Origin of the sequence: Streptomyces sp. CA-210063, assembly GCF_024612015.1 — a bacterium.
In the GTDB taxonomy this organism is placed as follows: Bacteria; Actinomycetota; Actinomycetes; order Streptomycetales; family Streptomycetaceae; genus Streptomyces.
This window is the reverse complement of record NZ_CP102512.1, coordinates 10,327,376-10,339,965: the sequence shown is the minus strand read 5'-3', so window position 1 is coordinate 10,339,965 and position 12,590 is coordinate 10,327,376. Positions and strand designations below refer to the sequence as shown.

Genomic DNA, 12,590 nt, shown 5'->3' with positions numbered 1-12,590 from the left:
GGTCACCCGAGGGCCCGTAGCGCCTGCTCGACTCGCGCGCGCTCCGCCGGCGGCAGCGCCCCCAACGCATCGGCCAGACGCACCGACAGGCGCTCGGTGACGTCCGCGAGGAACCCGCGCCCGCGCGCGGTCACCACCAGACCCACCTCACGCCGGTCGTCGAGCCTGACGCACCGCTGGAGCAGACCGGCCGCTTCGAGCCGGTCGCAGAGCCGGCTGGCCGTGGGCAGGCCGACCTCGAGCTGCTCGGCCAGGGTGGTGAGGTTCAGCTCCGGCCGGTGGCGCACCGCTCTCAGTGCCAGGACCTGTCTCGGGGACAGTCGCGGGGTGACGTCCTCGAGGGCCGAGAACCAGAGCGGCACCAGGTTCTCCACGACGTCGAGAACCTGCCGGGCGAGATCCGCGGGGCCGGTCATGCGGGGGGCCTACCCGAAGTGCCCGGGAGTACACGGCCGTCACCGCGCGCTCCCGCGTTGCCAAGTCACCCGTGCCGGGCCGGTGTTGCTAGTGCCGCGTCAGCCAAGGTTTGCCCGTCAAGGAGCGGCGTCCGGTGCGTGCTCTCGGCGTGCCGGCCGGAAGTCCTCGTCGATGGACCGGACGTACTTGGGCTTTCGGCCGGTGCGGCGGTGGGGGCCCCTCCCGTTCGAGCGAAGCCGAGAATGGGGGAGCGTGCCGGGCGTCGCGACGGGGCGAACCTTGGCTGACGCGGCACTAGGCCTTGTAGGCCACTCCCCCGTACACGTCCGTCGGCTCGGGGTTCGTCCCCGGCTCCGGGCGCCACAGCGGGCAGGACACGATGCCGGGCTCCAGGAGTTCCAGGCCCTCGTAGTACGCGTGCAGCTGGCGGGGGCTGCGCAGGACGTACGGGACGGCGCCGGTGTCGTCGTAGCCGTCCTGGGCCCGCTTGAGTTCGGCGTCGGTGTCCGTGCTGTCGTAGTGGACGAAGTAGCTGCCCGACGGCAGGGCGGCCTGGAGTCGGCGGACGATCTCCTTGGCCTCCTCGTAGTCCTGGATGTGGCCGAGGATGCCCATCAGCATCAGGGCCACCGGCTTGCTGAAGTCGAGGATCTTCCCGGCGGCTTCGAGGATGGTGTCCGGGTCGTGCAGGTCCGCGTCGACGTAGTCGGTGACCCCTTCGGGGGTGCTGGTGAGCAGGGCCTGCGCGTGCCGCAGTACCAGGGGGTCGTTGTCGACGTAGACGATGCGGGACTCGGGGGCGGCCTTCTGGGCGACCTGGTGGGTGTTGTCGTACGTCGGAAGGCCGGTGCCGATGTCCAGGAACTGGCGGATGCCGCGCTCGCGGGCCACGAAGGTGACCGTGCGGATGAGATAGACGCGGGAGGCGCGGGCCATCGTCTCGATGTTGGGGGCGATCTCGCGATAGGCGTCCCCCGCTACGCGGTCGACCTCGTAGTTGTCCTTGCCGCCCATCCAGTAGTTCCAGATGCGGGCCGAGTGCGGCACCGTGGTGTCGATCTTCGACAGGGCTTCCTGATCGGGAGTGGGGTGGCCGTCTGCCATGGGAACTCTCCTGCCTCACATCGCGTGGTCGTCGCTAACCTACCGTCAACTGCCCTGGGTTTGGCCACAGTTGGGACGGCCGCGAAGCGGGGGCACGGATGGGGCGGCCCGGCTCCCCGACATCGAGGGTCACCACGGGCACGTGCTGGGCGAGCGTGCGGAACGCTCGTGCGTAGGCGGTGGCGGCCTCCACGACCTCGGCGCCGCGCGCATGACCCGACGTCGTGGTCAGGTGGAGCATGGCTCCGTCGCGTTCGGCCACGGTTTCGGCGAGGTCCAGGGCCTGGATCCAGGTCACCCGTGAGCGGCCCCGGCGCAGCGGCCCGTAGACGAGTTCCGCGACGAGCCGGCCGTCGACGGCCAGCCGGCCGGGTCCGGCGAGGAGTTCGCGGTACGGCAGGGCCGGGTCCAGGTGGTGGAGGAAGGGCGGCATGTGCCGGACCTCGAAGCCGAGATGGGCCAGCTCGGCCATCAGGTGGGCCCTGCCGAGCCCTTCGTGTCCCTCGACGATCAGGGTCCGGTACTGGGTGAGCGTGGGCGGCAGGATCATTCCCGCCCCTCGGGAGCGGCCCGGCCGGGGCGGCCGGCGTGTCCGGCGGGCGGCATGACTCGACCCGGGACACGAGGCGGCGTACGCATGCCGCTCCCTTCGGGTGGTGCGCGGCGGGTGTCGGCTCCCCAGTCTGTGCGCGGCCGGGAGACGACGGGAGTGCGTCTGCGGGTTGTCCGGTTGTGCGGGCGTAGTGATCCGCGCGGTGGCCTCACGGCCGTCGGGCGAAGCGGAGCGGCCGACCGGCCGGACAGACGGACGGACGGACGGACTTCGGACGATCCCGAGCAGCCGAACCGTCTTCGGACGATCCCGAGCGGCCGAACGGTCGCCGGACGATCCGGAAGCCGGCGGGCGGCCGTCAGGCGATGAGGAAGTCGGCCTCGCCGGCCTTGGCGCCCTCCAGGAACGCCACCATCTCCTCCCGCGAGTAGACCAGGGCGGGGCCGTCCGGGTCGGTGGACTGGCGGAAGGCGACGCTGCCGTCGGGCAGGCGCTTGGCCTCGACGCAGGAACCGCCGTTGGTGCCGCTCCAGGGCTTGCGCCAGCCCTCGGCGCCGAGTTCGGGTGCGGGCATGCCGCTGTGGACGGGGCCGTTGGGTGTCCTTGCCATGTGTCACAACTCCTTGCGTAGTGCCGCCAGGATGTCCCTGGTCCGGGCCACCGGTTCCGCCTGCACGGACATCCGGTCCATGACCTCCAGGTAGGTCACGACGTCCGCGGGCTGGTCGACGTACTGGGCGCCCGCGAGGCCCTCGGTGTAGACGATGTCGGGGAGTTCGGAGAAGCCGAAACGGAAGTAGTGGAAGGGGCCGTACGCCCCGGGGTGGGGTCCGGCCGCGAACCGCATGATCTGGAGCCTGACCTTGGGCCGCTCCGTCGCCTCGGCGAGCCGGTCGATCTGGGCCCGCATCACCTCGGGGCCGCCCACCGGCCGGCGCAGCACGGTCTCGTCGAGGATGGCCCAGACGGCCGGGGCCTCGGGTTTGACCAGCAGGTCCTGGCGTCTGAGGCGCAGCGCGACGTGCCGCTCGACTTCCTCGGGGCTCGCGTTGGGGAAGCCGACGCGGATGAGCGCGGCGGCGTAGTCGTGGGTCTGCAACAGGCCGGGTACGTACTGGGGTTCGTAGAGACGGATGACGGCGGCTTCGCTCTCCAGGCTCACGTACGCGCTGAACCACTCCGGCAGCACATCGCGGAACTTGTGCCACCAGCCGGGCTGGTTGGCCTCGCGGGCCAGGTTGAGGAAGTCCTCGATCTCGGTGCCGGAGACCCCGTAGGTGCGCAGCAGCTCCTTCACGTAGGGGATACGGAGACCGACCTCGGCCTTTTCCATGCGGCGGACCGTCAGGGCGGTGACCTCGATGGCGCGGGCGGCGTCGTCGAAGGAGACTCCGGCCTGCTCCCGCAGCTGCCGGAGCCGTTTACCGAGAACCATGCGCAGGACTGTGGGCGCCGCGGGAGCGGTCCCTCCGACGCGGGTCTCACTCACGTGCAACCTCCCGGGGCGGGATTCACAGCGTGCAGTGTGCCACGCGATCCGTTGACACGGACAGGTCCTTGCCGTTCATTCTGAAATTATCAGAACGCCGGTTGCGGGCTGAGTTGTTCGGCCACCATAGTGACCGAGTGACCTGCCGCACACAGCGGGCAGCGTCCCTCGAACTCCTCCGGCCCGCCCAGGAGTTGGCGCCACGGCGGGCACGGGTCAAGCTTCACGCCGACACGATGCGACACCTGGATGGCCGCCGTGACGAACGGATTACCAAGGAACCCGGTCAAGGGGACCGGCGGGCCCAACAAGCCGCTGGCGGCAGCCCTGAAGGAGGCCGGCTGCTCGTACGCCTCGCTCGCCCTCCGGGTCAATGACCTGGGCCGCTGCCAGGGCGCGGAGACCAACTACGACAAGGCCTCCGTCACCCGCTGGCTCCAGGGCCAGCAACCACGGGGAAACACACCGGAGTTGATCGCCGCCGTCCTCGGCGAACGGCTGGGCCGCGCGCTCACTCCGGCCGACCTCGGTTTCCCGCTCGATCGCGGACGACCGGTGACGGGACGGGCGTTGATGTACGTCGAGAACGTGGCGGAGACCCTCCACACGTTGGCCGAGCTGGGCTCCACCGACATCTCCCGGCGCAGTCTGCTCGGTTCGGTGCCGTTCGTGCCGGGCGCGCTGGCCAACCCTCAGCGGGCCTGGCTGCTCTGGCTGGTGGAGAGCCGTGACACCCCCGGGCTCGCGCCGGTGTCGGCCGGCGGGCCGGTGGAGCAGGTCCACGCGATGCTCCGCATGTTCGACGAGATGGACAACCACTACGGGGGCGGCGGTATCCGCACGAGCATCGTGCAGTACCTCACCACCGAGGTCATCCCCCTGCTCCAGCAGCGCGGCACGCCACCGCACCACCGGCGCGAGCTGTTCGCCGCCGCCGCCCGGCTCGCCGCCATGGCGGGCTGGAGTTCGTACGACGCCGGGGAGTACGGCCTCGCCCAGCGGTACATGACGCAGGGGCTCAGGCTCTGCGCGGAGGGCCGCGACCATGTGCTGGGCGGGCAGATCCTCGCCGGGCTCTCCCATCTCGCGACCAGCCTCGGCCGCCCCGACGAGGGCGTGGCCCTGGCCCGCGCCGGGGTCGCCACCGCCAAGGACGCGGGCAGCCCCCTCGGCCTGATGCGGCTGCACGCCATGTCCGCGCGCGGCCACGCGGCACTGGGCCGGCCCCGTGAGACCGCCGAGGCGCTGCGGGCGGCCGAGAAGCAGCTCGACGTGAGCCGGGGCGCCGCCCAGGAGTCGCCCTGGGTGCGGTTCCTCGACCACCACTACCTCCAGGCGGAGTCCGCCGTCTGCTTCCGCGATCTGGGCCTCGCCGCGCAGGCCGAGCACACCGCGGGCGAGTCGGTGCGCGCCAACGCCGAACGCCGCCGACGCCAGGCCATCAGCCGGTCCGTCCTCGCCACAGCCCATCTGCAACAGAACCGCCTGGACGAGGCGATCGCCACGGCCACCGACGCGCTGGAGGCGCTCAGCGGCGTCCACAGCGAACGGTCGATCCAGGCCCTCCGCGACTTCCGGGGGAGACTGGCGTCCCGCCGCCACGAGCCCCTCGTGCAGGACTTCGAACGCCGGTCGCGGGTGGTGCTGGGGGCGGCCGCCTGACGTCGGCCCGCCGCCGTGGACGCGACGGCGGGCGCCCCCAGGGCCCTTCTGATCCGATCTCCGCGGCGTCGCGACGCCCGGCACCCGCGCTCGGCGTGCGGCGTGGAGGGCCAGGTGGCTCCGCCGCATGACCCTCCACGGAGATCCATCAGAAGCGCCTAGGGCGCGTATCGAGTCGTGATCAATTTGCGGGCCGCCGGGGACAAGGCGTACTCGTCCCGCGGAAACCGCGCCCACCTGCGCAAACGCCGTATCAAGGCGGTCATCCCGGAGAAGAAGGACCAGGCCGCCAACCGGAAGAAGAAGGGCTCCAGAGGTGGCCGCCCCGTCAGCCACGACGCCGATCTCTACAAGGAGCGGGACACCGTCGAACGCCTGATCAACAAGCTCAAAGCATGGCGAGGCATCGCCACCCGATACGACAAGACTCCCGACAGCTATCTCGCCGGTCTCCACCTGCGCGCCTCGATGATCTGGATCAAGGACCTCACCAGGACCACCCGATGATCACGACTCGATATGCCCCTGGGTGACGCGCTGAGGTGCCGGACGCCAAGGGCGGGCAGGAGTTGAGTCAACGGTCAACCAGCCGTGGACGCGGGGCCCCACCCGTGGATTCCGCGTCGGTGTCGTCGGTGCCGACCGGGCCGCGGGGAAGCATCCGGTCCAGCCACTTCGGCAGCCACCAGTTGGTCCGGCCGAGGAGTGTCATGGTCGCCGGTACCAGCACCATGCGTACGACCGTGGCGTCGATGAAGATCGCGGTGGCCAGGCCGAGCCCGAACATTTTGGTGGAGGGGTCCTCGGCGACGGCGAAGGACAGGAAGACCGCCACCATGATGAGGGCGGCCGAGGTGATGATCCGGGCGGTGCGCGAGACGCCCTCAACGATCGCCGTGCCGTTGTCGCCGGTGCGCAGGTACTCCTCACGTACGCGGGAGAGGAGGAACACCTCGTAGTCCATCGACAGGCCGAACAGGATGGCGAAGAGGAACATCGGGATGAACGACACGATCGGAACCGTCGCTTCCAGCCCGATGAGTGCGCCTCCCCAGCCCCACTGGAAGACCGCGACCATGACGCCGTAGGCCGCGCCGATGCTCAGCAGATTCAGCAGTACCGCCTTGAGCGGTACGAGTATCGAGCGGAAGACCAGCATCAGCAGCAGGAACGACATCGCCAGCACGGCGGCGACGAACACCGGTAGGCGTTGGCTGGTGCGTTGGCCCACATCGGACAGGCTCGCGGCGGCGCCGCCGACGTGGGCCCTGGCCGGGCCGTGCCCGATCGCCGTGGGCAGCACGTCGGTGCGCAGCCGGGCGATGGTGTCGGCCGTGGCCTTGTCCTGAGGGCTGGTGGTCGGGAACACCACGAGGGTCGCGATGCCGGTGGCCCGATCGATGTGCGTCGGCGCGACGGATGCGATGCCCGGATCCGCCGCGACCGCCCCGACGAGTCGGTCCAGCACTCCCGGATCACCGGTGGGGTCCGCGGCGATGACGAGGGGACCGTTGGTGCCCGGGCCGAACCCCTCGGCGACGAGGTCGTAGGCCCGGCGCTCGGTACGGCTGTGGGGCAGTGAGCCGTCGTCGGGCAGGCCGACGCGCAGGCCGAGCACGGGCAGCGTCGCGGTCAGCAGCAGCCCCGCCGCGCCGACCGCGTACGGCACCGGGTGCCGGCTGACGTGCCCGATCCAGCGACGCCACCCGGCGGCGTGGGCGGCGCCTGCCGCCGGGTCCCGCCGCCGTGCGAGTCGGGCCGGCTTCCTGGTCTGCACAGCCCGGCCGATCCGGCCGGCCCGGGCCAGGCGCGGGCCCGCCGCGCCGAGGAAGGCCGGCAGCAGCGTCACCGACGCGAGCACCATCGTCAGGACGACGATCGAGACGGCAACCCCGCCCACCGTCATGAACGGCACGTTCGCGACCGCCAGGCCGAGGATCGACACGACGACGGTGCCGCCCGCGAAGACCACCGGCCGCCCCGCCGTTGCCACCGCTCGTCCGGCCGCCGCCTGCGGATCGAGCCCGCACGCGAGGTACTCCCGGTGCCTGGCGAGCACGAACAGCGCGTAGTCGATGCCCACTCCGAGCCCGACCATGCTGCCCAGGACCGGTGCGAAGGTGGGGACCTCTGTCACCCCCGCCAGTACCGTCATCGTGGCGACCCCGACGGTCAGCCCGAAGACCGCCATGCCGATCGGCAGCGCGGCGGCGACGAGCGAACCGAACGCCAGGAACAGGATCGCGGCCGCGGCGAGGAGGCCGATCAGCTCGCTCGCGCCGCCGTCGGGGTCGGAGAAGGCGTAGAAGAGGTTCCCGCCCATCTCGATGCGCAGGGGCAGTTCGGCGCGCAGCCGGTCGCCGAGATCGACGAGGGCGTCGAGGTCTTCGGCCGACAGCCGGCTCTGGTCGGGGTACTGCACCCGGACGACTGCGATCCGCCCGTCGGCCGAAACGAGGCCGCCGCGCACGGCGGTGTCCCCGCCCGCGTCGAGCGCCCCCGCCGGGTCGCTCGTCCCGAGCACGTGCGGCAGCCGCTTCACCTCGGCCCGCAGCCGCGTGAGAGCGGTGCGCGCGCCGTCGTCGTCGAAGAACGACGCACCGTCGTCGAGGGGGGTGACGACCACTTGGGCGGTCATCCCCTCCTGGCCGGTGCCTGCCCGCTCGATCAGTTCCGCGGCCCGTTGGGAGTCCAGTCCCGGAGCGGTCATCGTGTCCGCGGTCCGCCCGCCGAAGGCGACGGCGGCGAGGACGGCGAGCGTGGCGGCGACCAGCCATGCCGCGATCACCCGCCAGGGATGGCGGGCAGCGCTTGCGCCCAGGCGCAACAGGGCTTTCGAGAGCATCGGGTCCTCCAACCACCTCGTCGGCCGTCCTTGTACAGCCGCCGATGCCGAGGCTCGTCGCCACGGCGCTCCGCGGCATCGGCCCGCGGGCCGCGGATCCGTCGGCCCCAGGGCGGAGTGACGACCCGTCCTTTCGGCCGATGCGCGGCACGCCGCGGTCCCTAGGCTGAGAACCGTGCTCCGAGACGACCTGCGAACCCTGTGGACCGAACCCCGGCCGCCCGACGCGCCCGCCCGGGTGCGGCGGGACTGGGCGCTGCTCGCCGCGGGCCTTGCCGGTGTGGCGCTGGAGGCCACCCTGCGCGAGAACGTCGTGTGGCGGCCGGTGGCGGTGGTGTTCGCCGTATGGCTGTGCCTGCTGCCCCTGTGGCGCCGGACCCGCCCGCTGGCGATGGTGACGCTGGCGTTCGGCTCGGTGATCCTGCTTCAGGTGGCCTCGCTCGTCGCCGCAGCGCGCGAGCCCGTCGGCCTGAACACCGGCGCGGTCGTGCTCGTGCTGGTGTACGCGCTGCCCCGGTGGGGATCGGGACGCGAGGTCGTGTTGGGCGGCGCGGTGATCCTCGCGGCCGGCGCGCTGTGTTCCGTCACGGACGAGACGCCGGTCGTTGAGAACGTCGTGGGCTTCGTCTTCCTGCTGCTGCCCGGCGTGTTCGGGGCTGCCGTGCGGTTCTGGGTGACCGCTCGCGAGCGGCAGTTGGAGCAGGTGCGCTCCCGCGAGCGCGAGCAGCTCGCCCGGGAACTGCACGACACGGTGGCCCACCACGTGTCGGCCATGGTGATCATCGCCCAGGCGGGCGGGGTGCTCGCGGGCGCCGACCCGTCTGCCGCCGTCAAGGCGCTGGAGGGGGTCGAGGAGGAAGGGGCGCGCACGCTGGAGGAAATGCGTGCCATGGTCGCCGCGCTGCGCGACCGCGGGGTCGGCGCCGAGCTGGCGCCCCCTGCCGGAGTCGCGGATCTGGAGCGCCTGGTGCGCACCCCGGGTGGCCGCCTCAGGGTCGACCTGGGGCTCGACGGCGAACTGGACGCGCTGCCCCCGGCCGTGGACGCGGCCGTCTACCGGATCGTGCAGGAGTCGGTGACCAACGCGCTGCGCCATGCGGTCGACGCGACCGAGCTCGTCGTTCGGGTCGCCGCGGAAGGGCACACGGTACGGGTGAGCGTGCGCGACAACGGCCGGCGCACCGGCCGGGGTCGCGACGGATACGGACTTACCGGACTGCGCGAGCGCGCGACCCTGCTCGGCGGCACACTACGAGTCGGCCCGGGTACCGACCGGGGCTGGCATGTCGAAGCCGAACTGCCGAGAGCGAGGAGCGAGAGCGGTGTCCATTCGCGTCCTCGTCGCTGACGACCAGACGATCATCCGCACCGGGTTGCGGATCATGCTGAACGCCCAGCCCGGCATCGAGGTGGTCGGCGAGGCCGCCGACGGGCGGGAAGCGGTACGTCTGGCCCGCGAACTACGCCCCGACGTCTGCCTGTTCGACATCCGCATGCCCGTACTCGACGGGCTCGAGGCCACCCTGCTGGTCGCCGGCCCGGGCGTCGCCGACCCGCTGGCCGTGGTCGTCATCACCACGTTCGACCTCGACGAGTACGTCTACGGCTCACTGCGTGCCGGCGCCCGCGGATTCCTCCTCAAAGACACGGGACCGGACCTTCTGGCGCAGGCCGTACGGTCGGCGTCCGACGGTGAGGCGCTCATCGCGCCCAGCGTCACCGTCCGTCTGCTCCAGGCATTCGCGGACCTGCCCGCCGGCCGGCCCGTGGCCCAGCCGGTCTCCCCCGTCACCGCCCGCGAGGAGCAGGTGCTCCTCGCCGTCGCTCGCGGGCTGACCAACACCGAGATCGCCGATGCACTGCACATCAGCCTCAGCACGGTGAAGACGCATCTGGCCAGCCTGATGGCCAAACTCGGCGCCCGCAACCGGGTCGAGATCGCGATGTGGGCCTACGAAACGCGCCGTATCCTCCCCGGAACCTGAGCCGGGAGCCGGGCCATGTCCCATGAGTCCCCGCCGGGACATCAGTGCCCGGTCGGCTCACGTCGGCTCCACGTGCCTCACCCGCCCCAGAGCGTGACGTACCAGGAGGCCGGAACTGGGACGGTGAGACACCCGATACGACAAGACTCCCGACAGCTACCTCGTCAGTCTCCACCTGCACGCCTCGATGATCTGGATCAAAGATCTCACCAGGACCACCCGATGATCACGACTCGATACGCGGCCTAGTAGCCGTACGGCGAGGGCGCGTTCTGGGCCCGGTCCACGGGCAGATGGGCGCCGGAGACGCCGGTCGCCCAGTCGGAGAGCAGGAACACCACCGTGCGTGCCACCTCGTGCGGAGAGACGGGCGCACCGGTCGGCAGCTCCGCCCCGGCGAAGGCGTCGTACGCCCGTGGGTCCTCGTGGCGCATACGGTCCCAGCGGCGGCCGGGGATCAGCATCGAGCCCGGCGACACCGCGTTGACGCGGATGCGGTCCGGGCCCAGCTCGCGGGCCAGGGAGGCGGCCAGGTGGATCAGGGCGCTCTTCGCCGCCCCGTACTGGGCGGGTGGTCCCGGTTTCCAGCCGGAGATCGAGCTGATCAGCACGATCGAACCGCCGCCGGCCGCGCGCAGATGCGGCAGCGCGGCGCGGACGAGGCGTGCCGTGTGCCCGACGTTCAGCTCCCAGGTCACCGACCAGTCGGCGCTGTCCGCCTGTTCGAAGGTGCCGCCGCGCGAGCCGCCGACACAGGCGACGACGCCGTCGAGCCCGTCGGGTCCTCGTGCTTCTTCCGCGCCCTCCGTGTCACCCGGCCGCTGTGTGTCCCCAACACCGCCGAAACGTTTCGCCGACGCCGTGACGAAGTCCTCCAGCCGTCCGGGGTCCGTGACGTCGAGTTCGTCGGTGAACAGCCTGGCCCGCTCCTCCCCCGTCATGGACGCGCCCAGCGCCGCCAGTCCCGCCCCCTCACGCGCGCAGGTCGCCACCCGGGCACCCTCGGCGAGCAGCAGCCGCACGATGCCCTCGCCCAGCCCCCGGCTGCCCCCGGTCACCACAACCCTCTTGCCCCGCATGCCGGGCCACCCGGCGGGGACGTATCCGTCCCGCAGGGGCGGGCTCTCTTCGACGTACACCATGGCGGGGAACATACACAGCGCGCGCCACTACCCGCCCGCAACTGCACAACCCCTCCACCACCTGGTGTTTTGTGTGGCCGGTGCTGTTGTCTTCGACAACAGCACCGGCGGCCCACCGCCCCCGGCCGCCCCCTGGACACCGAGGAGGAACTCGATGACGGCAGTCAGTGTCGGCGCGCCCCGCCGACGGATCCCTGCCGCAGCGGCACACGACCCCGGGTGGAGCGTCCATGACGCCCCGTCCGGCGGGGTGGACCGATCCCCGGACGTGGTGAGGCTGCCTTGATCTCGCTCAGGAGGCCCCACCTCTTCCGGATGGCGGTGCCCGCGCACCCGTCGTGCGCCGTGGGGGTACGGCGCACGGTGGCGGCGCGCCCAGGGGGTGTTGTGAAAGTCCCGCACAGCATCCGCGGCGCCCGGCACGCTCCCTCGCCGCACCGGCCAAACCGGTGGGAGCTCGCCGCGATCCTCGACGACGCCGTCCTCGCCACCGACGAACTCTTCGCCGACGCGGTCCGGCACGCGAGCGCCGATCCCGCCGACACCATCGCCGTCGTCCTCGAGTGCTCCGAGCGCGAACTGCGCGTGACGCTCGCCGATCCCACGCCGCCCCGGCCACGGACCGTGGGCCCGGGCTCAGAGTCGGGGCGTGGGCCGGCCGTCGTCGCCGCGCTCGCCGACGACTGGGGCACCGATCCGCCGGAACCGGGTGCCGTGGGCAAGAAGGTGTGGTTCTCGCTCGCGGTCCGGGAGCCGATGTGAAGGGCGCCCCGGCGATGGAACCCACATCCGGCACCGCGCGGCCCCGCGAGCAGGTGCTCGCCGCCGAGCTGATCCGCAGGGCCGAGGACGAGCGGCGGCTGGCCCACGAGGCCCGGTCCGCCCCCACCGCGCAGGCCCGCGTCCGCATCGCCGAGTGCCACGCCGGCAACGCGGACGCCCTCCGCGCGATCGTCGCCCGCCACGGCTGGCCCACCGCCGAGTCGGTCGGCGAGCCCGCCTCCACGGCGGCCCTCGTGATCCTCCTGCACTCCCCCGACCTCGGCTTCCAACTCACCTGCCGCGACCTGATCGCCGAGGCCGTCGCGGACGGCCGCTGCCCCGCCGTGCACCACGCGTACATCGCCGACCACTGCGCCGTCGCACTGAACCAGCCGCAGTTCTACGGCACCCGCATCAACCCCGGCACCCTCTTCCCGTACCCCATCCGCCACCCCGAGACCGTCGACGAACGCCGCCACGACGTGGGCCTCGGCCCCCTCGCCGAACATCTGCGGGCGGTGCGGTGCGGGTTGGGGGAGAGCGGCGGACTCTAGGCATCGAGGCAGGTGAGCTGCGAGCTGCGAGCTGCGAGAGCGGGCCACAGCCGATGTCCGTGTGTCTCGGAAATTCG

At 71.9% G+C, this 12,590-nt stretch carries 12 protein-coding genes and 1 pseudogene; 6 read left to right on the top strand and 7 right to left on the bottom strand.

Annotation, left to right across the window (positions count from 1 at the left end):
- Nucleotides 1-2 precede the first annotated feature (2 nt).
- The 5 genes from JIX56_RS45025 to JIX56_RS45005 all read right to left on the bottom strand — a co-directional run bounded on the left by JIX56_RS45025 (nucleotide 3) and on the right by JIX56_RS45005 (nucleotide 3,509).
- On the bottom strand, nucleotides 3-416 hold the full coding sequence (locus JIX56_RS45025; protein WP_257549879.1) for a MarR family winged helix-turn-helix transcriptional regulator: 414 nt from the start codon (nucleotides 414-416) through the stop codon (nucleotides 3-5).
- A gap of 295 nt (nucleotides 417-711) precedes the next feature.
- Nucleotides 712-1,521 carry an SAM-dependent methyltransferase gene (locus JIX56_RS45020; RefSeq protein ID WP_257549877.1) on the bottom strand — a complete coding sequence of 270 codons (810 nt, stop codon included), beginning with the start codon at nucleotides 1,519-1,521 and terminating at the stop codon, nucleotides 712-714.
- 34 nt (nucleotides 1,522-1,555) lie between these two features.
- Nucleotides 1,556-2,071: a hypothetical protein gene (locus JIX56_RS45015; RefSeq protein ID WP_257549875.1), complete on the bottom strand. Its 516-nt coding sequence runs from the start codon at nucleotides 2,069-2,071 to the stop codon at nucleotides 1,556-1,558.
- A gap of 361 nt (nucleotides 2,072-2,432) precedes the next feature.
- Nucleotides 2,433-2,684, bottom strand: coding sequence for a DUF397 domain-containing protein (locus JIX56_RS45010; protein ID WP_257549873.1), 252 nt, complete (start codon nucleotides 2,682-2,684; stop codon nucleotides 2,433-2,435).
- 3 nt (nucleotides 2,685-2,687) lie between these two features.
- Nucleotides 2,688-3,509, bottom strand: a complete 822-nt coding sequence (locus JIX56_RS45005; RefSeq protein WP_257549871.1) for a helix-turn-helix domain-containing protein — start codon at nucleotides 3,507-3,509, stop codon at nucleotides 2,688-2,690.
- A 303-nt stretch (nucleotides 3,510-3,812) separates the two neighbouring features.
- Here JIX56_RS45005 and JIX56_RS45000 point away from each other — a divergent pair, with 303 nt between their 5' ends.
- Nucleotides 3,813-5,225 carry a hypothetical protein gene (locus JIX56_RS45000; RefSeq protein ID WP_257549869.1) on the top strand — a complete coding sequence of 471 codons (1,413 nt, stop codon included), beginning with the start codon at nucleotides 3,813-3,815 and terminating at the stop codon, nucleotides 5,223-5,225.
- Nucleotides 5,226-5,420: 195 nt separating this feature from the next.
- Nucleotides 5,421-5,732: pseudogene (locus JIX56_RS44995) on the top strand (transposase); the annotation flags it as partial.
- 67 nt (nucleotides 5,733-5,799) lie between these two features.
- Here JIX56_RS44995 and JIX56_RS44990 read toward each other — a convergent pair.
- Entirely contained in the window at nucleotides 5,800-8,070 is a 2,271-nt protein-coding gene (locus JIX56_RS44990; protein ID WP_257549867.1) for an MMPL family transporter, read from the bottom strand.
- A 175-nt stretch (nucleotides 8,071-8,245) separates the two neighbouring features.
- Here JIX56_RS44990 and JIX56_RS44985 point away from each other — a divergent pair, with 175 nt between their 5' ends.
- Entirely contained in the window at nucleotides 8,246-9,418 is a 1,173-nt protein-coding gene (locus JIX56_RS44985) for a sensor histidine kinase (protein ID WP_257549865.1), read from the top strand.
- Nucleotides 9,393-10,055, top strand: coding sequence for a response regulator (locus tag JIX56_RS44980; RefSeq protein ID WP_257549863.1), 663 nt, complete (start codon nucleotides 9,393-9,395; stop codon nucleotides 10,053-10,055). The genes JIX56_RS44985 and JIX56_RS44980 overlap by 26 nt, the downstream gene beginning before the upstream one ends.
- Nucleotides 10,056-10,300: 245 nt before the next feature.
- Here JIX56_RS44980 and JIX56_RS44975 read toward each other — a convergent pair whose 3' ends face one another.
- Nucleotides 10,301-11,197, bottom strand: a complete 897-nt coding sequence (locus JIX56_RS44975; RefSeq protein WP_257549861.1) for an SDR family NAD(P)-dependent oxidoreductase — start codon at nucleotides 11,195-11,197, stop codon at nucleotides 10,301-10,303.
- Between the two features lie 387 nt (nucleotides 11,198-11,584).
- Here JIX56_RS44975 and JIX56_RS44970 point away from each other — a divergent pair, with 387 nt between their 5' ends.
- Nucleotides 11,585-11,959, top strand: a complete 375-nt coding sequence (locus JIX56_RS44970; RefSeq protein ID WP_257549859.1) for an ATP-binding protein — start codon at nucleotides 11,585-11,587, stop codon at nucleotides 11,957-11,959.
- Nucleotides 11,960-11,973: 14 nt separating this feature from the next.
- Complete coding sequence (locus JIX56_RS44965; protein ID WP_257549857.1) at nucleotides 11,974-12,513, top strand: DUF6624 domain-containing protein; 540 nt, start codon at nucleotides 11,974-11,976, stop codon at nucleotides 12,511-12,513.
- Nucleotides 12,514-12,590 lie beyond the last annotated feature (77 nt).

Excerpts from the sequence above, each read along its gene's own strand:
- JIX56_RS45025 (WP_257549879.1), bottom strand. The coding sequence starts at position 416 with ATGACCGGCCCCGCGGATCTCGCCCGGCAGGTTCTCGACGTCGTGGAG.
- JIX56_RS45020 (WP_257549877.1), bottom strand. The coding sequence starts at position 1,521 with ATGGCAGACGGCCACCCCACTCCCGATCAGGAAGCCCTGTCGAAGATC.
- JIX56_RS45015 (WP_257549875.1), bottom strand. The coding sequence starts at position 2,071 with ATGATCCTGCCGCCCACGCTCACCCAGTACCGGACCCTGATCGTCGAG.
- JIX56_RS45010 (WP_257549873.1), bottom strand. The coding sequence starts at position 2,684 with ATGGCAAGGACACCCAACGGCCCCGTCCACAGCGGCATGCCCGCACCC.
- JIX56_RS45005 (WP_257549871.1), bottom strand. The coding sequence starts at position 3,509 with ATGGTTCTCGGTAAACGGCTCCGGCAGCTGCGGGAGCAGGCCGGAGTC.
- JIX56_RS45000 (WP_257549869.1), top strand. The coding sequence starts at position 3,813 with ATGGCCGCCGTGACGAACGGATTACCAAGGAACCCGGTCAAGGGGACC.
- JIX56_RS44990 (WP_257549867.1), bottom strand. The coding sequence starts at position 8,070 with ATGCTCTCGAAAGCCCTGTTGCGCCTGGGCGCAAGCGCTGCCCGCCAT.
- JIX56_RS44975 (WP_257549861.1), bottom strand. The coding sequence starts at position 11,197 with ATGGTGTACGTCGAAGAGAGCCCGCCCCTGCGGGACGGATACGTCCCC.
- JIX56_RS44965 (WP_257549857.1), top strand. The coding sequence starts at position 11,974 with ATGGAACCCACATCCGGCACCGCGCGGCCCCGCGAGCAGGTGCTCGCC.